Source organism: Escherichia sp. 93.1518 (assembly GCF_013368915.2).
Taxonomy (GTDB): Bacteria; Pseudomonadota; Gammaproteobacteria; order Enterobacterales; family Enterobacteriaceae; genus Escherichia; species Escherichia ruysiae.
In genome coordinates this window covers 34,159-59,025 of record NZ_JABWMT020000028.1, presented here as the reverse complement: position 1 = coordinate 59,025, position 24,867 = coordinate 34,159, and the positions used below count along the sequence as shown (strand labels likewise).

The window sequence follows — 24,867 nt, the reverse complement described above, 5'->3', positions numbered from 1 at the left end:
ACCATATGTTATGTATGAAATAAATTTATTTATCCTCTATAAATTATTTTCAAACAGAGAGTTACATAACATGAGCCTGTTCAAGTGAAAATAAAGCCGGGAACTCCTCAAATGTTAAGTAAATGTTTTACAAATATTATCCATTTGTTTTATAAGGAAAATAGTTAATTTCACTTCTTATAACCACACTGGTGATCGCATGATAACATTGCGGTACTAATTAATTATTCTTACTAGTAACCAGCCTAATATTTACCTTTTTGACTGAGTTGTTATTGCATCAGTGCCTCATTCAGAGTAAAGCTGTAATAACACCTGAAGTTCACAGAATAAGGAGCAGGTTATGAGCTATACCAATGTTCTTGTTGCTGTAGCTGTCTCGCCAGAAAGCCAGCAACTGTTAACAAAAGCGGTATCTATCGCCCGTCCGGTTAATGGACGCATAAGTTTGATCACTCTCGCTTCCGACCCGGAAATATTCAATCAATTAGCCGCACCGATGCTTGAAGATTTACGCAGCGTGATGCATGAAGAAACACAAAACTTTCTTGATAAATTAATTAAGGATGCGGGATATCCGGTAGAAGAGACGTTTATTGCTTGCGGAGAGTTAAGCGAACATATTCTGGCAGTGTGCCGTAAACATAAATTCGATTTGGTGATTTGCGGCAATCATAACCACAGTTTCTTTTCGCGAGCATCCTGCTCAGCGAAAAGTGTGATTGCCTCAAGCGAGGTCGATGTACTACTGGTTCCGCTTAAGGGAGATTAACCGCGATTACGCCAGTTTCGGAAAGGTGGCAACTTTATCGCGCTGCTGACTTTCCGCGCTTCGCGGAACTATCTGCTTTAGGTCGCGAATAAAATACTCCTGCCAGTGATTAATGTCGTTTTTCACAATAACTTCCAGCATTTCTGCATGGCGGGAAATACGTTCCGCCAGCGACATCGTCAACGCCCGATTGAGCGCCGCCGCAACTTCATCACGATCGTATGGGTTTACAATTAACGCCGACGTCAGTTCGTTTGCCGCCCCGGCAAATTGCGAAAGTACCAGTACGCCCGGATTGGCAGGATCTTGTGCGGCAACATACTCTTTCGCGACCAGGTTCATTCCGTCGCGCAGCGGCGTCACTAATCCAACATCGGAATAGCGGAAGATTTTCATCAGTAATTTACGATCAAAATGCTGATTCAGATAATAAAGCGGCGTCCAGCCTAATTGACCATATTTGCCGTTAATTCTCCCGGCTTCATTTTCCAACTGATGACGAATATCCTGATACGCTTGCACATCACCACGCGACGTTGGCGCAATCTGGGTATAGCGAATTTTACCGTGATGTTGCGGATATTTTTCCAGCAACGCTTCATAGGCGAGAAAACGCTCCGGCAAACCTTTGGAATAATCCAGTCGTTCGACAGAAAAGATATTCTGTACATTTTTCAGTTCCGCTTTTAGTTGCGCCAGTTTTGCCGGCAGTGGTCCGGCAGCCTGTTTGGCAATCTCATCTGGTTCAATGCCAATGGGGTAAACTTCGGTTCGAAACGCTTTGCCCCAGGCCGTATGGCTTTTTGAGCTACGCGTCGTAACGCGGGTCAGGTTAGAAAGGCAATCCAGGAACGCCAGACGATCGTTCTCTGTCTGGAAACCCAGTAAATCATAATCACAAAGCTGTTCAAGCAAGGTGTCATACGTCGGCAGCGCATTGAAGATTTCCGGCGTCGGGAAAGGAATATGCAGGAAGAAACCAATGCGATTATTCACCCCACGTTTGCGTAATTCATGCGCAAATGGCAACAGGTGATAATCGTGAACCCAGATAATGTCATCGTCTTCCAGCAGCGGCAGTAATTTATCTGCCAGTAACGCATTTACGCGTAGATAGCCGTCCCAGGCAGGACGCTGAAATTGCACCAGATCGAGTCGATAATGAAATGCAGGCCAGAGAACGGCATTAGAGAATTGGTTGTAGTATTCGTCGAGATCCTGTTCGCTGAGGTTAAAAGAGGCCCAGGTAATATTTCCTTTTTTCACCTTTTTTAGCGGCTGATCCTCATTCCCTGTTTCGCCACTCCAGCCAAACCACAGTCCACCTGCGGCTTTCAGTGCCCCCAGTATGCCGACAGCAAGGCCACCGGCACTGGCGGCGTGCTCGTCTGGTGGTGCAATCCGGTTAGATACTACGACTAAACGACTCATAGTCATCACTCCTGTTATTTTCTCTTTTTTGTTGTTGTAATGCGTTGGTTATCATTTCAAGCCAGCTCCAGACATCCGGCACGCCCGCCAGCCGCCATGATGCCTGAGTCGCTCCGGTGCCAATTTTCACTGACATTCCACCCAGTCGGTTAACGACCGCGAAGCCAGATTCATCGGTTAAATCATCGCCCAGAAAAACGGGCTTACGGCCGATAAAGGGAGCTTCCTGCATAAAGGCTGCAATCGCCTCCCCTTTACTAGTGTTTCCTGGTTTAATCTCGACGACACACTTTCCCTGCTGTAATGCCATTTGCGGCCAAATCTGGGTAATGCGTTGCGCTAATGTCAATAAGGCGTCTTCGTGCTGCGGCGCCTGACGATAATGCAGCGCAAACGCCATCCCTTTGGCCTCCACTTCCGCACCGGGATAGTGGCTGATTGCCGTATGCAGTTGAACGCTAATATCGCGGGCAATCGCATCCGGCAAATGAACGATATGCGTTTTACCATTGATGTCACGGCGCTCCGCCCCATGCACGCCCGCTAACGGGAAGCGATAAGGTTTTGCCAGTGCGTCAAGCTCGACCATTGAGCGCCCTGATATCAATGCCAATGCACCATCACTTGCGGTTGCCAGTAGCTGAAGTCCTTGCAGAATATTGTCAGGCACGACGACCTGATCGGGATGCGGTTTAATTTCCGCCAGCGTTCCATCGAGATCAAAAAACCAGGCATATTTCGCGGATAGTTCAGGGGGTTCGGTTAACGGTTCTGTCACCCGGTACTCCTCCTTATCTTTTTATAGTTCGCGCAGAACGCGCTTTACAGACATGTAAGTATAGACAGTGTGACGTAGCTCGCCATTTGCAAAAAAGAACAGCCAGCCGTTGTGGCGGCTGGCTGTGATGGAAAAAAGAGCTAAATTGTTGCGAAAAAAAGCATCAGACAGTGCGTTTCGCTTTTTGCTTGTAACGGTCGAAGATCACCGCCGCCAGCAGGATTAAGCCACGAACCACGTACTGCGCGAAAGGAGAAATATTGAGCAGGTTCATAGCATTTTCTACAGTCCCTAAAATTAAGATACCCGCCACCACATATGAGATTTTTCCGATGCCACCTTTCAGAGAAACGCCACCTAAAACGCAGGCTGAGATAACAATCAACTCATAGCCAATCGAGGTCATCGGCTGACCGCTGGTCATGCGCGAAGCCAGAACAATCCCGGCAATCGCCGATACCAGACCAGAGAGAACGAAGATAATGATTTTGGTGCGGACAACAGGTACACCCGCCAGACGCGCGGCCTCTTCGTTACCGCCAATCGCCAGCGTATTACGACCAAAGGTAGTTTTGTTCAGCAGCAAGCCAAAGATTATCAGGCAAGCGACAGTGAGCCAGATTGGCGCAGGCAGGCCGAACCAGTTGGCATAACCGAGAGCAAAGAAACTTTCATCTTCGATACCGACCGCTTTACCGTCAGAGATGATATACGCCAGACCACGGACAATCTGCATCGTCGCCAGCGTGGTAATCAAGGCGTTAATTTTAAGTTTAGCGATAACAAAGCCATTCACCAGACCGCAGAGGACGCCCAGCAGCAAACCTGCCGCCACGCCTATCCACAGGCTTTCGGTCAGATTGATAACCACCGCCGTAGTGACGCCTGCACAGGCAATGACCGAAGCAACAGAAAGGTCAAAGTCACCCGACGCGAGACAGAACAACATACCGCACGCCACCATCCCCGACATGGAGATTGCCAGCCCCAGCCCTTTCATATTAATGAAGGTGGCAAAGTTCGGGACAAAAATGGCACAGGCAATAAACAGCACCGCAAACACCACCAGCATACCGTACTGATCCCAGATACGGCCGAAGCTGAATGACGACTTAGGTGCGCCAGAACCCGATGTAGAAACAGAAGACATCATACTCTCCTTACTCAGGCAACTGCCTGACTGACTTTAGGCATAGCAAGGCTTAGTGCCTGACGCTCATCTGCCTGCTCGTGTAGCAATTCACCAGCGATTTCACCTTCACGCATGACGACAATACGGTCGGCGACGCCGAGGACTTCGGGCAGATCGCTGGAGGCAAACAGCACCGCCACCCCCTGCGCCGCCAGCGCATAAATCACGTTATATATTTCGTGCTTGGCTCCCACATCAATACCGCGCGTAGGTTCATCCAGCAAAATGACTTTCATATCTTCCGATAACCAGCGTCCCAGAATGGCTTTTTGCTGATTACCACCGGAGAGATTCATGATTAATTGCTCTGCTCCTGGCGTTTTGATATTGAGCGAACGAATATGGTGATCAGCATTATTTGCTTCCCAGCCGTTATTGATCACGCAACCGCCGAGAACATGCTTGCGACGGGCGCTGATGTTGATATTGTCACGGACGGAATGCACCGGAATAATGCCTTCCGCTTTACGATCTTCTGGACAGAGCATCATGCCAGCAGCAATGGCGTGGCCTGGTTTACGGATATCGATCGGCTTTTGGTCGATATAAACCTGACCGGCGGTGATTTGCGTCCCACCAAACATGCCTTTCATTAATTCGCTGCGTCCTGCCCCCACCAGACCAAACAGACCAACGATTTCACCACTGCGAACGGTCAGGCTTATTGGCGTACGCACACCAGGCGCCTTCACGGCATCCAGACGCAATCGCTCCTCACCATAGCTACGCGGTTGCCAGCCGTAGATATCGCCGATATCGCGACCAACCATCGCCTGTACCAGTGCGTCGTGGTCAACCTGCTGCATATCGGTAAAGGTTTTGACATAACGCCCATCTTTAAAGACGGTGATGGCATCGCTGAGGGCAAATATTTCTTCCATACGGTGAGAAACGTATAAGATCACCCGCCCCTCTTTTCGCAGTTCACGAATAACGCGGAAAAGATTGTCGATTTCACGGGCAGACAGGGAGCTGGTTGGCTCATCAAAGGCGATAATTTTGGCGTTACGCGCCAGAGCTTTGGCAATTTCAACCATCTGCCACTGACCAATGGAGAGATATTTCAGCGGCGTAGCCGGGTCAATATCCATACCCAGATGTTTGAGTTGTAAACCTGCTTCATAATTCAGCAGTGAACGATTCACAATGCCGCCTTTATGGGGAAGCTGGCCGAGATAAATATTTTCCGCGACGGTCATTTCCGGCACGAGATGCAGTTCCTGGTAAATAATCGCCACACCCGCGTTAAGCGCAGCGGTCGTGTCGGAAAAGGACATTTCTTGTCCATTAATTACTACAGAACCCGTGGTTGGCGCATAGTTTCCACTAAGGATTTTTAAGAGTGTTGATTTTCCTGCGCCATTTTCACCCATCAACGCATGAACCTGACCGGCATAGCAGTCAAAACTGATATCCGTCAACGCCTTAACGCCGGGGAAAGTTTTACCAATGCCGCGAAATGAGAGATACGGGGTAGACTGTTGCATAACGTCTCCGTGAATCACTGGTCTTTCACACCCCCTCTGCACAATAAAGGCAGAGGGGAATTTTTACGGCAGATTACTTACCGCCTAAACCTTTTTTCTCCAGTTCTTCTTTAAAGTTGTCGCGCGTAATCAGAACTACATCGGTAACTTCAGTGAATTTTGGTGGTTCTACGTCTTTCGCTACCCAGTTGTAGAGCATTTCGCTGGATTTATAGCCATGTACGTCTGGACTTGGCAGGAGTGAACCGTAGAAACCGGTAGCCTGCGCTTTTGACAGCTCGCTCACCGCATCCACCCCATTGATACCAATACCAATGATGTCCGCCGCTTTAAAGCCCTGACCTTCCGTTGCACGTACACCGCCCAGCACGGTGCTGTCATTCATCCCGACAATCAACCAGTGTTTAACTTCAGGATGCTGAACCAGCATGGAGTTGGCGGCGTCAAATGCCCCTGGGATGTCGTTAGATTTGGTGGGAACCTGATAAATTTGTTTTTCCGGGAATCCGGCGGCTTTCAGCGCGTCCATAGACCCCGTGGTACGGCGACGAGCGGTATCCAGTTCGTTGGCAGTAATCGCCATTACGGCACTTTCTTTTACGTCCCAACCACGTTTCTGCATCTCTTTATACAGTTCCTGGCCCTGACGCTCACCAATTTTGGTCGCCGCCATCATCACCAGCGGCACGGTATCCATCGGCTTACCTTTGGCATTTACAAACTGGTCATCCACGGCAATCACTTTCATACCATAGCCACGTGCTTTCGCCACAATTGCGGAACCCAGTTTCGGGTCTGGCGTACAAATGACAAACCCTTTCGCACCGCTGGCAGCCAGACTGTCGATGGCGTTCAGCGTCTTTTCGCCATCCGGCACGGCAATCTTAATAACGTCAAACCCTAAATCTTTCCCGGCTTTATCGGCAAACTTCCATTCGGTCTGGAACCACGGCTCTTCTGGTTGCTTTACCAGGAAACCGAGTTTCAGGTTTTCCGCCATAGCGGATTGTGACATAACGGCAGCCAGACCAATGGCTGCAAGAGCTTTAGTAAATTTGTGCATGGTTATCTCCAGCTTTAGCGTCATTTTGTGTAGGGCAAAAACTAAGAACTTTTGTTAATTCAATCGGAAAACAAAGCATTACCTTTATCGAAAAGATAATTGACTGTGTTGGCATAGTTTTAGCGAGAAATTAATTCTCCATAGGAGAGCAATATCACATAGCAGAATTACAGTGAGAACGTGCATAAATTCAGCGAGAAATGACATACTGGAATCGTTAATTGTCTGACAAATCAAAAAAGCATTAGCAGAATAATCCATGACATTAGCCTGGAAATCCTTGTGGTCTGCTTTGAGAGGCAGGGAGTATCTTTTTTAATCTAATTATTACCGGGCAAGAGGTTGTTCATTTGCGCTGAATAGTGAAAGGAGGAAGAAGTCTCTAAACCTTGCACCAATCAATTTCTACATTAATTATCACCTCATTTATTAATTAAGGATAACGCTATAATGAGAGCATCATCGCATAACTGAAAAAACTTCTTAAAATATCAAAGCATCATCATGCTATTAATGATTTATTTTAATATCAATGAAATACATCAATATGACGCATTAGGAATTATTGCAAACTAATTGCTCTCATCAATGAAATGTAAAAAAATATAAATCTGGTGATTTAAGGATTTTCTTATATTCGTTCAGACGTTATGCTTATTTCAGATCATCGTCAGAATTGACTCCACGATCACATTTTGGATATGCAGAAAGGAATTATTCTGCAAGCAGTAATTACGGTGTTTTGATTCATCTTGCACCTCACGTCTTCTGGATATAAGGATATTAGGTATGGCAACCACTGGAATGCTTCTCAAACTCAACACCCAAATGAACCGCGAGTTTTACGCATCCAATCTCTACCTTCACCTGAGCAAATGGTGTTCTGAACAAAGTCTGAATGGCACCGCTACTTTCCTTCGCGCCCAGGCTCAAAGTAACGTGACGCAAATGATGCGCATGTTTAACTTTATGAAAAGTATCGGAGCAACTCCCATCGTTAAAGCTATCGATGTACCAAGAGAAAAGCTTAACTCTCTGGAAGAACTCTTCCAAAAAACGATGGAAGAATATGAGCAGCGTTCAAGCAAGCTGTCACAATTAGCCGATGAAGCTAAAGAATTGAATGATGATTCTACCGTCGATTTCCTGCGCGATCTGGAAAAAGAACAGCAGCACGATGGCCTGTTGTTGCAAACCATTCTTGATGAAGTGCGCAGCGCGAAACTTGCCGGTATGTGCCCTGTCCAGACCGACCAGCATGTTCTTAATGTCGTGTCGCATCAGATACATTAATCATGTTCGGCGCTTTAAAACATGCGCCGGATACAAATAATTTTGAGAAAACCGCTGCTTCATACTTTGAAGCAGCGGTTTTTTTAATGGGATTCACCTTGCGGAGTAAATTTCAGTTCAATCAGCGCGATGGCTTTTTGGATAGCGCGCATCGTTACCGGATCGGCTGCGGCGGGATGGTTAGTAAAATCGATATTCTTCAACTGGCTGGACATTTTTTCACGCAACTCAACAGGAGCGATCACATCGAGTACGTCGAGAATTTGTTTGATTACCAACTGGCAAGCGACAACATCAGAGACCAGTTCCTGATCGGCATTCAGCGGCTGGGACATTGTAAACTCCTGATAGCATTTTGAAAGCCGCTATAGTAGCGGCTTCCCCTCCACAGCGATAGTCACATCCGACATCACCAGGGCACAAAAAAACCTGCCGAAGCAGGTTTTTTGTTATCTGAACATATTGCCTGGCGGTACGTCTTTGAACGTCTTGCAATAGTTATCGAACATGCTTTTCAGGATTTTGCGCAGTTTCATTGAGGTACTCCGACTATTTGTTATGCAGGTGTTATCGTCTTTGCGCTTATAATATGACATCCATCACAAAAATCAATCTTTATGTGATTTATATCACACAAATATCCCTTTAATGTTATGAAATTGATAACCCACAAAGTCGCCATAAAGCATCTGACTTCTGGGAAAAGCAAGGAATAGCGCCGATCCGTCGTCTTTTCTGTCCATAACCTGATCCTGCACGCAGGTACAATACCTGTTTCTTCTCCCTTTTCAGGCCGTGACATGAAACATTTGATAATTGTTTTTTCGCTTTTAACATTAGCGGGCTGCACCGTAACTCGTCAGGCTCAATTGAGCGAGGTTAATGTCACGAGCGGTATTGTACGCCTCGTTTATGACCAGGCGTTTTTACAACACGCCCGTACTGACAGCTATCTTAATCAAAGAATAGCGGAACGCGCATGTCAGCACGCAGGGTTTACCCGCGCCATTGCGTTTGGGCAACCTGTAAGTAACTGTAGTCTGTTTGCGGGGGCGTTATGTCTGAATACGGAATTTACGTTGTCGTATCAGTGCCAAAATTTAATGCCCTCGACTTATCAATAAAGCCTTAATCAGCGAGGGATGCTTCGCTGGTTAATTAATCCCACGAATAGCGTTAATGCGTTTTATTCCCATTCGTATTTTTAATAATTGAATTTAATATTTTACCTTTTGCAAATAATAAAATAACAAATTATAGTGGCGCCACAGCAACAAAAATAACCTTTGTGGAGCACTATCATGCTGAAACCAGAAATGATTGAAAAACTCAATGAGCAGATGAACCTGGAACTGTACTCTTCACTGCTTTATCAGCAAATGAGCGCCTGGTGCAGCTATCATACCTTTGAAGGTGCGGCTGCGTTTCTGCGCCGCCACGCCCAGGAAGAGATGACGCATATGCAGCGTCTGTTTGATTATCTGACCGATACCGGAAACTTACCGCGTATTAATACCGTTGAATCCCCGTTTGCTGAATATTCTTCACTTGATGAATTATTCCAGGAAACCTATAAGCATGAACAATTAATCACGCAGAAAATTAATGAACTGGCTCACGCCGCCATGACCAACCAGGATTACCCAACGTTTAATTTCCTGCAATGGTATGTTTCTGAGCAGCATGAAGAAGAGAAATTGTTCAAATCGATTATTGATAAATTAAGTCTGGCCGGTAAAAGCGGCGAAGGTCTTTATTTCATCGATAAAGAACTTTCTACCCTCGACGCGCAAAACTAATCTATTCTGGCGGCAGATTTACTGCCGCCGTTTCATATCAGTGGCGACAAATTTTACTTGTATCGGTTGAGAACCCTTCTTCGCCGGGAATAAATTTACCTTTCGCCGCCAGAAACGCCACCAGCTCTCCCGCTGTCATCCCTTCCGCCGAGCAGGTATGAAAACGCGCCTGTTCACCAAAACGCGCTTTGATCGCCGCTTCCAGACTGGCGTGCGTATATTGCTCGCCTGATTCAATCATCATATTTAACACTTCATGACCGTGAATAGAGTCCATCGTTCCTCCTCAAAAAGGGCATAGCGTAGCGATATCCGCTCATCAAGGCTTTGCGCCAGCGCAGTTCCGAATGCATTTTATTGTACATTTTTGTTTACAGTAAATGTAACGTCGATTTGACGAGAAATGTAGAATGCCTTAACCTGCGCCGCAGATATCTCTCATAAAGATCGTCAGGACAGAAGAAAGCGTGAAAAACAGAACTCTGGGAAGTGTTTTTATCGTGGCAGGAACCACAATTGGCGCGGGTATGTTGGCAATGCCACTGGCGGCAGCAGGCGTCGGTTTTAGTGTCACATTGACATTGTTAGTTGGTCTGTGGGCATTGATGTGTTACACCGCACTGCTATTGCTGGAGGTGTACCAGCATGTCCCCGCAGATACCGGTCTGGGCACGCTGGCAAAACGCTATCTGGGGCGTTATGGGCAGTGGCTCACTGGCTTCAGTATGATGTTTTTAATGTACGCCCTGACAGCGGCGTACATTAGCGGTGCCGGTGAATTACTTGCCTCCAGCATCAGTGACTGGACCGGTATTCCAGTGTCGGCAACCGCTGGCGTGTTGTTGTTCACTTTTGTTGCCGGTGGTGTGGTTTGTGTCGGGACGTCGCTGGTCGATTTATTTAACCGCTTTCTGTTTAGCGCCAAAATTATTTTTCTGGTGGTGATGCTGGTACTGCTGCTACCGCATATTCATAAAGTGAATCTTTTAACTCTACCGCTGCAACAAGGACTCGCGTTGTCTGCGATCCCGGTAATTTTTACGTCATTTGGCTTCCACGGTAGTGTACCTAGCATCGTCAGTTATATGGATGGCAACATTCGCAAGCTGCGCTGGGTATTTATTACAGGTAGTGCGATCCCTCTGGTGGCGTATATCTTCTGGCAACTGGCGACGCTGGGCAGCATTGATTCAACAACTTTTATGGGACTGCTGGCTAATCATGCCGGGCTCAACGGGCTGTTACAGGCATTACGCGAAGTGGTGGCCTCACCGCATGTCGAACTGGCGGTGCATTTATTTGCGGACTTAGCCCTCGCAACGTCCTTCCTCGGCGTAGCATTAGGCTTATTTGATTATCTTGCGGATCTGTTTCAGCGTTCAAATAGCGTTGGCGGGAGAATGCAAACCGGGGCAATTACTTTTCTGCCACCGCTGGCATTTGCTCTGTTTTACCCACGTGGCTTTGTGATGGCGCTGGGTTACGCCGGTGTGGCGCTTGCTGTACTGGCGTTGATTATCCCTTCCCTGCTGACCTGGCAAAGCAGAAAGCATAATCCACAAGCAGGTTATCGGGTTAAAGGCGGCCGTCCGGCGCTGGTACTGGTGTTTCTCTGTGGTATTGGCGTGATTGGAGTGCAATTTTTGATTGCAGCAGGATGGTTACCAGAAGTGGGGTGATTAAATAGCCTCACATATCCTTGTTGGGTGCCAGAATTAACTCTGGCACCCAATGTGACCTCTTAATGCAGGCAGCACTGCTTAAATTTCTTACCACTACCGCACGGACAAGGATCGTTACGACCCGGTTTTTCTTCTGCTTTGATCGGTTGCTGAACAGGCTTTTCCTGCTGATGAGCCATCCAGTAAGCGTGCAAATCAAGTGCCGCCAGTCGAATGGCATCCACACTCTCATCAAACGCTTCCGGTGACAGCTTCTCTACCCGCTCGAAGTTTTCTTCCGTACCGTGCAGCGCAATCGCCTCAAGCGCCGGTTTTAAGGATTCCGGCAATGCCGACCAGTCAGAGAGGGCAACGCCACGCATATAGCCAAAGCACCACTCCTCAACGATCGTCAGCTCACGACCATCAACCTCTCGCAGACCAAATAACGGCTCAAACTGATCAGGAAATTCGTTCAGACGCTCTGCGGTATCGGCCATATGTTGAAAAGCCAGGTTCATAAAGCGCGTCATCTCTTTTTCTGACGCCCAGCGCGGTACATAGTCCGCCCCACCCCAGACGGCCACCAACCACTGTTCTGGTTCAATTTCTTGCGGAGAACTCAACACCGCCGTCAATAAACCGTCCAGCTCAGCTACATCAAGGATGGCGTGGTCTGTGTTGTATTTGGTCAGGATATCATCCAGCCATTCCAACTCACTTTCGTTCAACGGTCCCGTTTTCATACGCTTTTCCTTGTGGATCTCGACTCGCCAGCGTCTATCTTACATGTCGCTCTGGCATAGAGATACTTTTTGAGTGGATTACCTGGTGATTAAAAATAAGAGGGGTATAACGATAAGTGGCAGACACAAAAAAACCACCCGAAGGTGGTTTCACGACACTGCTTATTGCTTTGATTTTATTCTTATCTTTCCCATGGTACCCGGAGCGGGACTTGAACCCGCACAGCGCGAACGCCGAGGGATTTTAAATCCCTTGTGTCTACCGATTCCACCATCCGGGCTCGGGAAAAAATTGGAGGCGCGTTCCGGAGTCGAACCGGACTAGACGGATTTGCAATCCGCTACATAACCGCTTTGTTAACGCGCCAAATTCTTTAGGCTTTTCAGCCAGACACCCGCTTAAGCCGATGTCTTTTAACTGGAGCGGGAAACGAGACTCGAACTCGCGACCCCGACCTTGGCAAGGTCGTGCTCTACCAACTGAGCTATTCCCGCATTCATCAAGCAATCATCTAATCACTTGATTTTATTATCGTCTGGCAATCAGTGCCGCCGTTCGATGCGTTGCATTCTACTTACCTGACGCGATGAGTCAACGATATTTTTCACCACTTTTGATCGTTTGCTGAATTTTGCGCCGAAACGATCACTGATCAAGCAAATCTGCGCGAGCTGCGCTCAAATATTGCAACATAGACCACAGAGTCAGTACCGCAGCCACAAAGAAAAGTGCAATACCAGCATACTCAACCCAAATGTTCGGACGCCATAACAGCCAGGCCAGCGCCACCATTTGGGCGGTCGTTTTTACTTTACCAATCCAGGAGACAGCCACACTGCTGCGTTTACCGAGTTCAGCCATCCACTCGCGTAGAGCAGAAATGATAATTTCACGGGCGATCATCGTTGCCGCTGGCAAAGTGACCCACCAGCTATGGTAATGCTCAGTTACCAGCACCATGGCAATGGCAACCAGCACTTTATCAGCTACTGGATCAAGGAAAGCGCCAAAACGGGTACTCTGATTCCAGCGACGCGCCAGAAAACCATCGAACCAGTCAGTCACCGCCGCAACGCAGAAAATGAGTGCGGCAGCAAACGGCGACCAGGTGACAGGCAGATAAAAGACCAATACAAAGAATGGGATAAGGATGACACGGAACAGTGTGAGCAACGTAGGGATATTAAATTGCATAATGACGGGTAACTATCTGTTGTCAGTAAGATTACCCCTATGTTGCTACAGAGACATCAATGTTTCAACGACCAGAAGATCTTTTCTGCCAGACCTTGCGAAATACCCGGCACTTTTGCAATTTCCTCAACGCTGGCGTTACGTAAACCTTGCAAACCGCCCATATATTTCAACAACATTTGCCGACGTTTTGGTCCAACGCCTTCGATGGTTTCCAGCGTGCTGGTATTTTTGACTTTTGCGCGTTTTTTGCGATGCCCACCAATCGCGTGATCGTGTGATTCATCTCGGATATGCTGAATGACATGCAGCGCCGGTGAATCTGGCGGCAAACTGAAGCCCTCACCTTCAGGTTCGAAGAACAACGTTTCCAGCCCAGCCTTACGATCGGCTCCTTTCGCCACACCAAGCAACAGCGGATGGTTTTTATCCCATGAGACATCCAGCTCGGCAAAAACATTTTTCGCCTGCGCAAGCTGGCCTTTGCCGCCATCAATCAGGATCACGTCCGGAATCTTACTGTCGTCGATGGCTTTACCGTAACGCCGACGCAGCACCTGATTCATTGCCGCATAATCATCACCAGGCGTAATGCCGGTAATGTTATAGCGCCGATACTCTGCACGCAGCGGGCCGTTAGCATCGAACACCACACACGAAGCGACCGTTTGTTCACCCATGGTATGGCTGATGTCAAAACACTCCATCCGCTTCACTTCCGGCAATTTCAACACGCTGGCAAGCGCGGTCAGACGCTGGTGAACGGTAGATTGTTGCGAAAGTTTGGTGGTTAACGCTGTCGCCGCATTGGTGCGCGCCAGCTTCAGGTAACGTGCCCGATCGCCACGCGGTTTAGTCTGAACGTTAATCTTGCGCCCTGCCAGTTCTGAAAGGGAATCGGCGAGCAGCGTTTTATCGCTAAGATTAAAGTCGAGCAGGATCTCACCCGGCAGGGTGCGCATCTGGCTGCCCTGTAAATAGAACTGACCGACAAAGGTTTCCACCACTTCGCCCAGCTCCGTACCGCCAGGTACTTTAGGGAAATAACTACGGCTACCAAGCACCTTGCCCTGACGAATAAACAAGACGTGGACACAAGCCATGCCCGCATCGAAAGCGACGCCAATAACGTCAAGGTCATCACCTGTATTGGAGACAAACTGTTTTTCGGTTACACGTCGCACCGCCTGGATTTGGTCGCGAATACGTGCCGCTTCTTCAAACTCCAGATTCTGGCTGGCTGTTTCCATGCGACTAATCAGTTGAGTAAGTACCTGATCGTCCTTGCCGGATAAAAACAGGCGCACATACTCTACCTGCTGGGCGTACTCTTCTTCACTCACCAGTCCTTCAACGCACGGCCCCAGACAGCGCCCTATCTGATATTGCAGACACGGACGTGAGCGGTTGCGATAAACGCTATTTTCACACTGGCGAATCGGGAAAATCTTTTGTAGCAGCGCCAGGGTTTCACGCACCGCATAGCCATTTGGGAACGGGCCGAAATATTCACCTTTGGCGTGTTTTGCGCCGCGATGCATAGCCAGACGCGGATGGGTATCGCCGCTAAGAAAAATAAAAGGATAAGATTTATCATCGCGTAACAGAACGTTGTAACGCGGCTGATAAAGTTTGATGTAGTTGTGTTCCAGCAACAGAGCTTCGGTTTCGGTATGGGTAACCGTCACATCAATTTGCTGGATCTGGGCAACCAACGCTTCGGTTTTGCGCGAAGCGAGGTTGCTACGGAAATAGCTGGAAAGCCGTTTTTTCAGGTCTTTCGCTTTGCCGACATAGATAACCGTACCACCAGCATCATACATGCGATAAACGCCCGGTTGGCTGGTTACGGTTTTTAAAAACGCTTTTGCGTCAAACTGAACACTCACTGACTTGTTAATGTCTCCGCATTACACAGACCATGGCGAATTGCCAGGTGAGTCAGCTCCACATCGCCATGAATGTTTAATTTACTGAACATACGGTAGCGATAGCTGTTCACCGTTTTCGGGCTGAGATTAAGCTGTTCTGAGATCTCATTGACCTTTTGGCCTTTGGTAATCATCAGCATAATCTGCAATTCACGTTCAGACAAACTGGCAAATGGGCTTTCTGTTTTTTCTGGTTCGATCTGGCTTAATGCCATTTGTTGAGCAATGTCAGAAGCAATATAACGCTGCCCTGAATAGACAGAGCGAATCGCACTCACAACTTCCTGCGGAGCCGCACCTTTGCTGAGATAGCCCGCAGCACCGGCCTGCATTACTTTCGCTGGTAAAGGGTTTTCAGTATGAACCGTAAGCATGATGATTTTGACATCTGCTGTCGAGCGAGCGATTTTACGCGTCGCCTCAAGACCGCCAATGCCAGGCATACTCATGTCCATTAGCACGACGTCAACGGTGTTTGCCCGGCACCACTTAACGGCGTCTTCACCGCAGGATGCCTCACCGACGACTTTAATACCCTTTATATCTTCCAGAATGCGTCGTATCCCTGCGCGCACCAGTTCGTGGTCATCAACAAGTAGAACGTTGATCAAAGGAATATCTCCAGAAATAGGGATAACGCTACTGATAGTTAGTCATTCGTATATTAGCGGGTTTTATTGCAACTTTGAAACGTTAAAAATGGTGGGTATTCGATTTTTCTCTCGTTTTTGTAAATTCGATTGTCCAGAGTTATCGTCACGTCCGTCATCAAAGGTTTGCCAGCTCGTTTCGCAGTAAGGCTAACGCCGAAATGTGACAAAAATTGACTTTATTCAGCATAAATGAAAAATCAGCGGCATGAATATGTAACATGAATTAACCCGAACAATACGTGCGAAAAACATTCATGATAAAAATATTTATTACGCGTTATATTCCCTGTTTTATTACTATTGCTGATATCGTGAGCAAAAAACAACCACTGCTATTTTTAGCAAAGCTTATGGTATACTCCGCCGCCTTAACATTTTTCACCGCAAATTTTCATTGCAACATGACGAGGAAAATAAATGAGTACGCCTGATTTTTCTACTGCCGAGAATAATCAAGAACTGGCAAATGAAGTCTCCTGCCTGAAAGCGATGCTGACGCTGATGCTGCAGGCGATGGGACAAGCTGACGCGGGCCGCGTGATGTTAAAGATGGAAAAACAGCTTGCGCTGATCGAAGACGAAACCCAGGCTGCGGTATTTTCCAAAACGGTTAAGCAAATTAAACAAGCCTACCGTCAGTAATATAAAACCGGCTGAAAGCTCACCTTTCAGCCGGTTTGGCATCTTGCACGCCCAATGTAATAGATATCATATTAAGCCAGTTGCGGCTGCGTAGCAGGCAACCTGCGTCTTATTCGGTGCATTGATTTTTTTCTGCATATTTTTCTGATGGAAATTGACAGTATTCTCAGAGATTGACAGGATCATCGCTATCTCTGCTGACGTTTTACCTTCTGCGGTCCATTTCAGTATTTCTTTTTCCCGCTTGCTGAAATTCATCTCTGGCGTCATCACTATTTCATCATTTAAACGTATCAACGCCATCAGACTTTCACGCACCAATAGCTGCATTTTTAATTGCAATTCATCACTAAGAATGGGTATTTCACGCGTACTGCTACGGGAAAAAGACAAAAAACCCAGCGCACGATTCGGCAGCATTAAATACTGAGTGACGCCACGGCGTAAACCATGCGCACGTGCGGCTTCCCATAGCGGCTGTGCTTCGTTGAATAAATCATCATTCCACAATAAATGCCCCTGACTGAAGTTTTCAGGGTTAAGTACCGGATCAATCGCGAGAAAGTTGTTGGTTTGATAATAACTGACCCATGACTCCGGATAATTGGTGTAGAAAGCCACTTTCGGTCGCGTGAATGGCACCGGGTGACGCACACATAATGAATAAAAATCGTACTCCAGTTGGTAAGTCTGATGCTCTATTTCATGGTAGACCTCTTCTGCGGCCTCCATCCTCTGAAAACGCAACAACATTGTGCGACGCCAGCTGAAAAAATCCGTATCCTGCATAGTTAACCGCTACGCCCCTGAGAGTGAGTATCATTTATACTGATAACTCAAACTATCACATAAATAAGATTTATATATAATTTATATTATTCAGACAATGAATTACTTTTGCAAGACATAGCATTCTCTTATGTTATTAATAAGTTATGCTGATTTATTAAGCGATTTATGCAGTCAGGAATACATTTTCGCCCCGACTAAAAAGCTGCCGGGGCTGATTTTTTCTTATTTTATTGCAACAGAAACTTCTCAAGGAACTGGCGTGTGCGGGGATGCTGAGGATCGGCAAATAAGGTTTTTGCAGGGCCCTGCTCCACTATCCGCCCTTGATCCATAAAGATCGCGCGGTCAGCAACGTCACGAGCAAAGCTCATTTCGTGCGTCACAATCACCATGGTACGCTTTTCCTGTGCCAACTGGCGTATGGTATTCAGGACTTCACCCACCAGCTCCGGGTCCAGCGCCGAAGTAGGTTCGTCAAACAGAATGACTTCAGGTCGCATCGCCAGCGCACGCGCAATCGCCACACGTTGCTGTTGACCGCCGGACAAACGACGCGGATAGCTGGTCTCTTTCCCTTCCAGTCCAACTTTTGCCAGCAGCTCGCGAGCGCGCGCCGTGGCCTCTTCCTTCGGCTCGCCTTTAACGATCACCGGCCCTTCAATAATGTTTTCCAGCACTGTGCGATGCGGAAACAGATTAAAATTCTGAAAGACAAATCCGACATGCTGGCGCAACTGGCGAATCAGCGATTTTTGCTGGCTTAACGAACGCGCAGTATCAATAGTGATATCGCCAACGGTGATGCTCCCCGCCTCCGGTTGTTCCAGCAAATTTATGCTGCGTAGCAACGTGGTTTTGCCGGAGCCACTCGGGCCGATAATCGCTACCACTTCGCCGGTTTTGACCTCCAGATCGATACCGTGCAGTACCGTCTGACCGTGGAATTTTTTCACCAGGTTTTTAACTTCTATGGCACTCATTTTGGCTCCCTCTCCTGGCGGTTAAGTTGATTCTCAAAATGGTTCTGTAGCGTCGATAACACTGTCGCCATAATCCAGTAGATGAGCGAAGCCGCCAGATACATAGTGAAAACTTCCAGCGTGCGCGAGGTAATCAACTGCGCCTGACGAAACAACTCCGGCACCTGAATCGTCGCTGCCAGCGAGGTATCTTTTACCAGGCTGATAAAGCTGTTCGACAGCGGCGGCAGCGCCACCCGCGCCGCCTGCGGCAAAATAGCGCGACGCATGGTCTGCCATGGCGTCATGCCAATACTGGCGGCTGCTTCCCACTGACCTTTATCAATAGATGAAATGGCGGCGCGCAGCGTTTCGGCAGCATAGGCAGCGGTGTTCAGTGACAGGCCAATCATCGCCGACGGAATCGGATCTAATTCAATGCCAAACTGCGGTAGGCCGTAGTAGATCATAAACAGTTGCGCGATGAGCGGCGTACCGCGAAAAATGGAAATGTAAAAACGCGCCAGCCAGCGCACGGGCCAGAGCGGCGACAGGCGCATCAGCGCGAGAATAAATCCCAGCAGTAAGCCAAAAAACATGCCGCCGATACTGAGTTGCAGCGTATACCCAGCCCCTTTAAGCAGGAACGGCAAAGAATCAATAACCAGTTGTATACTTTCTTGCATGAGCGTTTCCGGGGCTAGACGTGAGGATGATAGGCGAACAGCGCAGGCGCGCCGCCAGTATGAATAAACAGAATCGGCCCTTCGTCTTTGAAGCGTTTCTGACTGATGCCATCAATCAGCCCCGCCATCGCTTTTCCGGTATACACAGGATCAAGCAGAATGCCTTCCAGCCGCGCCAACAGTTTCACCGCTTCCATGCCTTCGTCGTTCGGCACGCCGTAGCCAGGCGCAAAATAGTCATCCCAGAGTAAAATTTCCGCTGATGCGCTCAGTTCCAGTTCTTTCGCGATTGCCTGTTGTAGGTTAACCACTTTTGGCAACTGGTCAGCAACGGAACGTGACACGGTCACGCCAATCAGTTCGCTTTCTGGCATTAGATGTTCCAGTCCTACTGCCAGTCCAGCGTGAGTTCCGGCGCTGCCCGACGCCACCACCACCGAAGAAATATTAACCGCCCCTTCACACTGTTGCGCGATTTCCAGCGCGCTCTCCACATAGCCCAGCGCGCCTAAAGCATTAGAACCTCCAACCGGAATGACGTACGGACGGAACCCTTGCGCTTCGACTCGCGTTGCCAGCTCTTCCAGTTGGGCATTGGGATCGGTCAGCGCATCGCACATTTCAATCTGGGTATTGAAGAGATCCAACAACAAGCGATTGCCGTTGGTTAAATAGTTTTCTGCGGCTGTTCCGATAGGATTCTCCAGCAGCGCCACACAATGCAGCCCAAGTTTTGCGGCGACGGCGGCCGTCTGGCGCACGTGGTTAGACTGAATCGCTCCGGCGGTAATCAGAGTGTCGGCACCTTCACGCAGGGCATCTGCCGCAAGAAACTCCAGTTTGCGTAATTTATTGCCACCCATCGCCATCGGTGTGACGTCATCCCTTTTAATGAAAATTTCCCGCCCAAGATAATCAGAAAGACGCGGCAGATATTCGAGCGGCGTTGGTGCGCCGATAAACTCCAGCCGTGGGAAACGAGTTAAATTATGCAGTGGCATAAAAGCCTCCGGTGTGTGTTGTTGTGATATTGTTATTATGCACGCAAAAAACGCTTAAATAAAAAAGGCGCTAATTAAAGCACCTTTTTTGTCATTATGCCCCGTCCAGAACAGCGTTGACACGTTTCTGGCTGTGATTTCACCCGATGGATGCAACACACTGGTTGAACCGCTCTGCGGGTGATTCATACTCTGGCGTTTTATCGGTCTTTCGTTGAGCGTCTGGCAACTGTAGTAGTCACGGATTCCGGGTGATGGCATGTAGTGCATTAATAGAATCAGGTTTGTGGTCCCGTGATACTGTTGAATGTCCGATGGATCATCAGGAACGTAACGGTGTAAAGGCTGCTTATATCCATAAAGCAGAACATCTGATGTCCCCTGGTTACGGGGATAACTTCTCCTGGCATCTTAGGTTGATCAAGCATGGTTATCCATACCCGTTCATTAATATGGTAATCATTATCTCTGCATTAATTATTATTTATACCTAAGTCTATTTTTAGGAAAAGAATATTATATTCTCCGAGAATATTTTTAGACACTTTTCCTATAAAAGAAGCAGAGAAACACTCACTATCTAAAATTACACTAATCAATAAACAAACTAACATCCAGAAAACATTACAATTTCAAATTACTCATCAAAAAAAATCAACCTGATTGCTTGAGATAGATTTTTTCTGTTTATTTGCAATAATGCTCGCATCGAGCATTTGTATGATGATTAGATAATACATATTATTCCCCAATGACATTTACACAGTCAAAAAATTTAACCCACCATTCTTAAAGAAAAAATTGGAGCTTTTGTGAAAATCAAAATTAATAAAAAAGAAAGGTTTAATGTATATATATACAACAGAAAAACATTCGGCATAACGCAAGAGGGAATGAAGACAACGTTACTATGCAGCCTTATATCTGCCACTCTGGCCATTCAGCCTGCTTTGGCAGCTAAAAAGGAAGTTACTCTTTCTGAAGGAAACCCTGCTGAAATATCTGAAAATATCATTGGTGCTGATGGCTCGCAGGACAGGCCGGATAATGATGATGGGGAGGCCGGTGAAGATGCTCTCATTGTTAATGTTGTACCCGGTTCGTTACAGAATGAAAATATCCTGACAATTAACAGCGGTACTAGCATTAGTGGCGGTGAAGGCGGATGGGCTGGTGATGATGATCATACTAAGATGGGCTCTGCAGGGGGCCAGGGCGGTACAGCCATTACTGGAAATAATTTTACTCTTGTTAATTCTGGTTATATTTCCGGTGGTAAGGGTGGTTGGGGAGGTTATGGTAATGGCGGAGGCGATGGAGGTGAAGCGGGTACCGCTATTTCCGGAGATGATCTTACCATTACAAACAACGGAAGCATTACGGGTGGCAATGGCGGAATGCCTGGAGCCAGTGGTTATGGCGATGAAAGCGGTGGTTTAACTGGGACTCCTGCTGTTGGTGGGACTGCCATATCTGGCAATAATCTTCAAATAAGCAATAACGGAAATATCACTGCCGGGCAAGGTAGTAGTGGTGCCTGGTGGGCGGTATGGGGATCTTCTGCCGGCAACGGAGGGAATGGAGGCAAGGCCATATCCGGAAATAATATGGAGATAACAAATAATAATCACATTACAGGTGGCCAGGGGGGGGATGGTGCTCGCGGTGGCGAAGGTAGTGTCGAATTTACTACCGATCAGAATATTAATGGAAGTAGCGGTGGTAATGGTGGTATTGGGGGGACTGCTATATATGGTAATAATATTAAGATAAATAATACGGGAAATATAACTGGCGGACAGGGGGGCACTGGTGGTGAAGGTGGTAGAGGTGGTACAGATGAATATGAACACGCTGGTTCAACTACCCTTGGTACTGGTGGTACTGGTGGAATTGGAGGTACCGGTGGGATTGCCATATCTGGAAATAATATTGAAATAAATAATTATGGAAATATTATTGGCGGAAATGGCGGTACTGGTGGTGATGGAGGTAATCCCGGTGAAAGTTACGATACTGGAAATACTGGTGACGGAGGTGATGGTGGCAACGGAGGTAATGGTGGCACTGCTATATCCGGGAGTAATATTACGATAAATAATCATGGCGGAATTTTTCCTGGTAATGGAGGACAGGAAGGTAACGCTAACTTCTCCGGGGCTGGAGGGATATCTGGTAACAGAGGGCAAGATTGTGACACCGCAATATCTTTGAATGGTGGAACTAACTCGTTGAATCTCTACGCCGGTTCTACCATTCAAGGTGATATTATTTTGAATAGTGCTGTAAATAATGCTGATGGTAATTCTCTGTCCATTACAAATAAAGACTCCGCCAGCTCTGAGATAAAAGGCAATCTGAGTGCGGGTACAGGTACACATGTTTCCGTTTCGGGAGCTGATGTCACTTTTAGCGGAAGTTCGGTATTTGACACAGATTCATCGCTGAATATGAGCACAGGTTCCAGTCATTTAACTGCCAACAGTATTCAGTTCAATAACGGTGCAGTGCTTAATGTTGATACTGCCATGACAATATGGAAGCAAAATGAGTACGGCTTGTTGACGACCTCCGACGGCATAACAGGGCTCTCTGAAAATAATATTTATCAGCATAATAATCTACTGAGTGATGGTGCTGAAGACTATGTTTTAACATCACTTAGTGGTAATGGGCAGACAGTAAAAGAGGTCAGTTCTTCCCTGAAGTGGAATGACCCCTCAGGAAATGGATATGGCACGTTTGATCTGAGAAATGGCGCGGTGTTAGAGCTGAAGGTACGACTTGCAGATAACAATGCTGTTCAGTTATCTCATGGCTGGGATGGAAAAACGCTGACCAAAGCCGGCGAAGGAACACTGATTCTGTCCTCCCAAAACACTTACACGGGTGTAACAGACATCCGTGGCGGCAATGTCCGCATGAACAGCAACAGTGCTCTGGGACAGACCAGCGAGATTCGCCTGGCAGCTGACACCATGCTGGATATGAACGGTCACAGCCAGACCGCAGGTAAACTGAACAGCGCAGCAGGTTCCATACTGAACATTAATGGCGGTAATCTGACCCTCGCAGGTGGAGGCCTGTCTGCAGGTACCCTCATCGGCTCTGGCTCCCTGAACATCAGTGGTGGCGTGTTCGATATTACTGGTGCCACCCGCGCCCTGAATGCCACCACCACTATCGCAGAAAAGGCAATGGTGAAGGTGCTTAATACTGACGGACTGGGAGCAGGCTCGGTTAACACTGCCGGCACACTGATTCTGGGCAAGGCTGATGCACCTGTCATGCTTGCCAACAGCCAGGTCACCATCTCTCAGCAGGGGACACTCTCCGGCTCTGGTGGTGTCGCCGGGAACGTAACCAACAGCGGTACTCTTGACCTGAGAGCCGATGCTCCGGGTAATGTACTGACGATCGGGGGTAACTATACCGGTAATAATGGCATACTGCTCATGAACACCGCTCTGGGAAATGACAGCTCTGCAACAGACAAACTTGTAATCAGAGGCGATGCCTCCAGTCAGACACGTGTGATTATTATAAATGCAGGTGGTACCGGAGCACAGACACTAAACGGTATTGAGTTGATTCATGTCGACGGAAATGCTGACAGTGCTGAATTTATTCAGGCCGGGCGTATCGCTGCCGGGGCTTATGACTACACGCTGGGACGTGGTCAGGGAAGCAACCGTGATAACTGGTATCTGACCAGTGGTAAAAACACTCCGTTCCTGCTGCGCGCTCTGAAAGCAATGCAACCCCCTGCCCCTGAACCTGCTCCGGGTGGTCATGACAACGACCTGCGTCCGGAAGCTGGCTCCTACACAGCGAACATTGCTGCAGCAAACACCATGTTCGTATCCCGTCTTTATGAACGCCAGGGGCCGATGCATTACACTGATGTGATTACCGGTGAGCAGAAAGAAACCAGCATGTGGATGCACCATGAAGGGGGACACAACCGCTGGCGTGACGGTACAGGCCAACTGAAAACACAGGGTAACCGTTACGTCCTGCAGATGGGCGGTGACCTGGCTCAGTGGAGCCGGAACAGCTCTGACCGCTGGCATCTGGGGGTTATGGCTGGTTACGGTAATGACCATAACAATACAGATTCTGTACGTACCGGATACAGTTCAAAAGGCAGTGTGAAAGGATACAATACAGGTCTGTATGCCACCTGGTATGCTAATGATGAGACACATAGCGGGGCTTATCTGGATAGCTGGGCACAGTACAGTTGGTTCGATAACGATATGAAAGGTGACGGCCTGCCGGGGGAATCCTGGAAATCAAAAGGTCTGACAGCCTCACTGGAAACCGGTTATGCCTGGAAAGCCGGTGAGTTTACCGGTAGCCATGGCAGTCTGAACGAATGGTATGTCCAGCCTCAGGCTCAGGTTATCTGGATGGGCGTAAAAGCTGATGAGCACCGCGAACGCAATGGTACCCATGTTGAAAGCACCGGTGATGGCAACGTCCGTACCCGTCTGGGTGTGAAAACCTGGATTAAGGGGCACAACAGAATGAACGGCGGCAAATCCCATGAGTTCCGTCCGTTCGTTGAGGTGAACTGGCTGCACAACACCCGTGATTTTGGCATCCGCATGAACGGTGTGACGGTACATCAGGACGGCGCCAGCAATATCGGAGAAGTAAAAACCGGTGTTGAGGGACAGATAAATGACCATCTGAACCTGTGGGGCAATGTGGGTGTACAGATCGGTGACGAGGGATACAGCGACGCCTCTGCCATGCTGGGTGTGAAGTATACATTCTGAAC

Annotated in this window: 24 protein-coding genes, 3 tRNA genes and 1 pseudogene; 9 read left to right on the top strand and 19 right to left on the bottom strand. The window is 47.9% G+C overall.

The genetic code is table 11. The features are described 5' to 3' along the window. Window positions 1-343: 343 nt before the first annotated feature. Window positions 344-772 (top strand): universal stress protein UspC, encoded by a 429-nt coding sequence (gene uspC, locus HEN21_RS18165; protein ID WP_000122664.1) that lies wholly within the window; start codon window positions 344-346, stop codon window positions 770-772. 6 nt (window positions 773-778) lie between these two features. Here the strand turns inward: uspC and otsA are convergent, their stop codons facing one another. The 5 genes from otsA to araF form a co-directional block, all read right to left on the bottom strand. Continuing rightward, window positions 779-2,203, bottom strand: coding sequence for an alpha,alpha-trehalose-phosphate synthase (gene otsA / locus HEN21_RS18160; RefSeq protein WP_010350964.1), 1,425 nt, complete (start codon window positions 2,201-2,203; stop codon window positions 779-781). Further along, a complete protein-coding gene (gene otsB, locus HEN21_RS18155; RefSeq protein ID WP_176252122.1) occupies window positions 2,178-2,981 on the bottom strand; it encodes a trehalose-phosphatase in 804 nt (267 codons plus the stop codon). Before otsB ends, otsA begins: the two co-directional genes overlap by 26 nt. A gap of 163 nt (window positions 2,982-3,144) precedes the next feature. After that, window positions 3,145-4,131: an arabinose ABC transporter permease AraH gene (gene araH / locus HEN21_RS18150; RefSeq protein ID WP_010356944.1), complete on the bottom strand. Its 987-nt coding sequence runs from the start codon at window positions 4,129-4,131 to the stop codon at window positions 3,145-3,147. Between the two features lie 14 nt (window positions 4,132-4,145). Beyond that, the gene (araG, locus tag HEN21_RS18145; RefSeq protein WP_001187791.1) at window positions 4,146-5,660 is read right to left on the bottom strand and encodes an arabinose ABC transporter ATP-binding protein AraG; all 1,515 of its coding nucleotides are present in this window, start codon (window positions 5,658-5,660) and stop codon (window positions 4,146-4,148) included. Window positions 5,661-5,733: 73 nt separating this feature from the next. Next, window positions 5,734-6,723 (bottom strand): arabinose ABC transporter substrate-binding protein AraF, encoded by a 990-nt coding sequence (araF, locus tag HEN21_RS18140; protein WP_000548667.1) that lies wholly within the window; start codon window positions 6,721-6,723, stop codon window positions 5,734-5,736. A gap of 789 nt (window positions 6,724-7,512) precedes the next feature. Between araF and HEN21_RS18135 the strand changes: the two genes are divergently transcribed. Further along, a complete protein-coding gene (locus HEN21_RS18135; protein ID WP_176252123.1) occupies window positions 7,513-8,016 on the top strand; it encodes a non-heme ferritin-like protein in 504 nt (167 codons plus the stop codon). 83 nt (window positions 8,017-8,099) lie between these two features. On the opposite strand, the gene yecJ is transcribed toward HEN21_RS18135, so the two are convergent. Together yecJ and azuC are read right to left on the bottom strand one after the other, a co-directional pair. Further along, the gene (yecJ, locus tag HEN21_RS18130; RefSeq protein ID WP_000082114.1) at window positions 8,100-8,351 is read right to left on the bottom strand and encodes a DUF2766 family protein YecJ; all 252 of its coding nucleotides are present in this window, start codon (window positions 8,349-8,351) and stop codon (window positions 8,100-8,102) included. A 114-nt stretch (window positions 8,352-8,465) separates the two neighbouring features. Beyond that, a complete protein-coding gene (azuC, locus tag HEN21_RS18125) occupies window positions 8,466-8,552 on the bottom strand; it encodes a stress response protein AzuC (protein ID WP_077629254.1) in 87 nt (28 codons plus the stop codon). Window positions 8,553-8,816: 264 nt separating this feature from the next. Between azuC and yecR the strand changes: the two genes are divergently transcribed. Then, window positions 8,817-9,140 (top strand): YecR family lipoprotein, encoded by a 324-nt coding sequence (gene yecR / locus HEN21_RS18120; protein WP_000681530.1) that lies wholly within the window; start codon window positions 8,817-8,819, stop codon window positions 9,138-9,140. Window positions 9,141-9,317: 177 nt separating this feature from the next. After that, a complete protein-coding gene (gene ftnA / locus HEN21_RS18115; protein WP_000917207.1) occupies window positions 9,318-9,815 on the top strand; it encodes a non-heme ferritin in 498 nt (165 codons plus the stop codon). A 37-nt stretch (window positions 9,816-9,852) separates the two neighbouring features. Here the strand turns inward: ftnA and HEN21_RS18110 are convergent, their stop codons facing one another. Then, entirely contained in the window at window positions 9,853-10,092 is a 240-nt protein-coding gene (locus tag HEN21_RS18110) for a YecH family metal-binding protein (RefSeq protein WP_000377222.1), read from the bottom strand. A gap of 190 nt (window positions 10,093-10,282) precedes the next feature. Here HEN21_RS18110 and tyrP point away from each other — a divergent pair, with 190 nt between their 5' ends. Further along, complete coding sequence (tyrP, locus tag HEN21_RS18105; protein ID WP_000797589.1) at window positions 10,283-11,494, top strand: tyrosine transporter TyrP; 1,212 nt, start codon at window positions 10,283-10,285, stop codon at window positions 11,492-11,494. Window positions 11,495-11,556: 62 nt separating this feature from the next. Here tyrP and yecA read toward each other — a convergent pair whose 3' ends face one another. From yecA to uvrY, 7 genes are all read right to left on the bottom strand, one after another. Further along, entirely contained in the window at window positions 11,557-12,222 is a 666-nt protein-coding gene (yecA, locus tag HEN21_RS18100; RefSeq protein WP_105285540.1) for a UPF0149 family protein YecA, read from the bottom strand. A 194-nt stretch (window positions 12,223-12,416) separates the two neighbouring features. Beyond that, window positions 12,417-12,503 (bottom strand) — tRNA-Leu (locus tag HEN21_RS18095). 12 nt (window positions 12,504-12,515) lie between these two features. After that, window positions 12,516-12,589, bottom strand: a tRNA-Cys gene (locus tag HEN21_RS18090). A gap of 52 nt (window positions 12,590-12,641) precedes the next feature. Next, window positions 12,642-12,717, bottom strand: a tRNA-Gly gene (locus HEN21_RS18085). A 151-nt stretch (window positions 12,718-12,868) separates the two neighbouring features. Then, on the bottom strand, window positions 12,869-13,417 hold the full coding sequence (gene pgsA / locus HEN21_RS18080; RefSeq protein WP_001160187.1) for a CDP-diacylglycerol--glycerol-3-phosphate 3-phosphatidyltransferase: 549 nt from the start codon (window positions 13,415-13,417) through the stop codon (window positions 12,869-12,871). Between the two features lie 56 nt (window positions 13,418-13,473). Then, complete coding sequence (uvrC, locus tag HEN21_RS18075; protein WP_000116021.1) at window positions 13,474-15,306, bottom strand: excinuclease ABC subunit UvrC; 1,833 nt, start codon at window positions 15,304-15,306, stop codon at window positions 13,474-13,476. Continuing rightward, on the bottom strand, window positions 15,303-15,959 hold the full coding sequence (gene uvrY, locus HEN21_RS18070; protein ID WP_000611331.1) for a UvrY/SirA/GacA family response regulator transcription factor: 657 nt from the start codon (window positions 15,957-15,959) through the stop codon (window positions 15,303-15,305). Before uvrY ends, uvrC begins: the two co-directional genes overlap by 4 nt. Before the next feature lie 296 nt (window positions 15,960-16,255). Here uvrY and HEN21_RS18065 point away from each other — a divergent pair, with 296 nt between their 5' ends. Together HEN21_RS18065 and yecF are read left to right on the top strand one after the other, a co-directional pair. Further along, window positions 16,256-16,432 carry a hypothetical protein gene (locus HEN21_RS18065; RefSeq protein WP_032147866.1) on the top strand — a complete coding sequence of 59 codons (177 nt, stop codon included), beginning with the start codon at window positions 16,256-16,258 and terminating at the stop codon, window positions 16,430-16,432. Next, a complete protein-coding gene (yecF, locus tag HEN21_RS18060; RefSeq protein ID WP_000106474.1) occupies window positions 16,419-16,643 on the top strand; it encodes a DUF2594 family protein YecF in 225 nt (74 codons plus the stop codon). Before HEN21_RS18065 ends, yecF begins: the two co-directional genes overlap by 14 nt. Window positions 16,644-16,709: 66 nt before the next feature. On the opposite strand, the gene sdiA is transcribed toward yecF, so the two are convergent. The 4 genes from sdiA to dcyD all read right to left on the bottom strand — a co-directional run bounded on the left by sdiA (window position 16,710) and on the right by dcyD (window position 20,081). Next, window positions 16,710-17,432: a transcriptional regulator SdiA gene (gene sdiA / locus HEN21_RS18055; RefSeq protein WP_001154263.1), complete on the bottom strand. Its 723-nt coding sequence runs from the start codon at window positions 17,430-17,432 to the stop codon at window positions 16,710-16,712. Window positions 17,433-17,662: 230 nt separating this feature from the next. Next, the gene (gene tcyN, locus HEN21_RS18050) at window positions 17,663-18,415 is read right to left on the bottom strand and encodes an L-cystine ABC transporter ATP-binding protein TcyN (RefSeq protein ID WP_001273017.1); all 753 of its coding nucleotides are present in this window, start codon (window positions 18,413-18,415) and stop codon (window positions 17,663-17,665) included. Then, window positions 18,412-19,080: a cystine ABC transporter permease gene (tcyL, locus tag HEN21_RS18045; RefSeq protein WP_001158229.1), complete on the bottom strand. Its 669-nt coding sequence runs from the start codon at window positions 19,078-19,080 to the stop codon at window positions 18,412-18,414. The genes tcyN and tcyL overlap by 4 nt, the downstream gene beginning before the upstream one ends. A 14-nt stretch (window positions 19,081-19,094) precedes the next feature. Beyond that, window positions 19,095-20,081, bottom strand: a complete 987-nt coding sequence (gene dcyD / locus HEN21_RS18040; protein ID WP_001128249.1) for a D-cysteine desulfhydrase — start codon at window positions 20,079-20,081, stop codon at window positions 19,095-19,097. 239 nt (window positions 20,082-20,320) lie between these two features. Between dcyD and HEN21_RS18035 the strand changes: the two are divergent. Together HEN21_RS18035 and HEN21_RS18030 are read left to right on the top strand one after the other, a co-directional pair. Continuing rightward, window positions 20,321-20,575: pseudogene (locus tag HEN21_RS18035) on the top strand (hypothetical protein); the annotation flags it as partial. A 318-nt stretch (window positions 20,576-20,893) separates the two neighbouring features. After that, entirely contained in the window at window positions 20,894-24,865 is a 3,972-nt protein-coding gene (locus HEN21_RS18030) for an autotransporter outer membrane beta-barrel domain-containing protein (RefSeq protein ID WP_176252124.1), read from the top strand. Window positions 24,866-24,867: the final 2 nt, after the last annotated feature.

Coding starts and splice junctions, on each gene's coding strand:
- uspC (WP_000122664.1), top strand. CDS start 344: ATGAGCTATACCAATGTTCTTGTTGCTGTAGCTGTCTCGCCAGAAAGC.
- otsA (WP_010350964.1), bottom strand. CDS start 2,203: ATGAGTCGTTTAGTCGTAGTATCTAACCGGATTGCACCACCAGACGAG.
- araH (WP_010356944.1), bottom strand. CDS start 4,131: ATGTCTTCTGTTTCTACATCGGGTTCTGGCGCACCTAAGTCGTCATTC.
- araG (WP_001187791.1), bottom strand. CDS start 5,660: ATGCAACAGTCTACCCCGTATCTCTCATTTCGCGGCATTGGTAAAACT.
- araF (WP_000548667.1), bottom strand. CDS start 6,723: ATGCACAAATTTACTAAAGCTCTTGCAGCCATTGGTCTGGCTGCCGTT.
- HEN21_RS18135 (WP_176252123.1), top strand. CDS start 7,513: ATGGCAACCACTGGAATGCTTCTCAAACTCAACACCCAAATGAACCGC.
- yecJ (WP_000082114.1), bottom strand. CDS start 8,351: ATGTCCCAGCCGCTGAATGCCGATCAGGAACTGGTCTCTGATGTTGTC.
- azuC (WP_077629254.1), bottom strand. CDS start 8,552: ATGAAACTGCGCAAAATCCTGAAAAGCATGTTCGATAACTATTGCAAG.
- yecR (WP_000681530.1), top strand. CDS start 8,817: ATGAAACATTTGATAATTGTTTTTTCGCTTTTAACATTAGCGGGCTGC.
- ftnA (WP_000917207.1), top strand. CDS start 9,318: ATGCTGAAACCAGAAATGATTGAAAAACTCAATGAGCAGATGAACCTG.
- HEN21_RS18110 (WP_000377222.1), bottom strand. CDS start 10,092: ATGGACTCTATTCACGGTCATGAAGTGTTAAATATGATGATTGAATCA.
- yecA (WP_105285540.1), bottom strand. CDS start 12,222: ATGAAAACGGGACCGTTGAACGAAAGTGAGTTGGAATGGCTGGATGAT.
- pgsA (WP_001160187.1), bottom strand. CDS start 13,417: ATGCAATTTAATATCCCTACGTTGCTCACACTGTTCCGTGTCATCCTT.
- HEN21_RS18065 (WP_032147866.1), top strand. CDS start 16,256: ATGATAAAAATATTTATTACGCGTTATATTCCCTGTTTTATTACTATT.
- yecF (WP_000106474.1), top strand. CDS start 16,419: ATGAGTACGCCTGATTTTTCTACTGCCGAGAATAATCAAGAACTGGCA.
- sdiA (WP_001154263.1), bottom strand. CDS start 17,432: ATGCAGGATACGGATTTTTTCAGCTGGCGTCGCACAATGTTGTTGCGT.
- tcyN (WP_001273017.1), bottom strand. CDS start 18,415: ATGAGTGCCATAGAAGTTAAAAACCTGGTGAAAAAATTCCACGGTCAG.
- tcyL (WP_001158229.1), bottom strand. CDS start 19,080: ATGCAAGAAAGTATACAACTGGTTATTGATTCTTTGCCGTTCCTGCTT.
- dcyD (WP_001128249.1), bottom strand. CDS start 20,081: ATGCCACTGCATAATTTAACTCGTTTCCCACGGCTGGAGTTTATCGGC.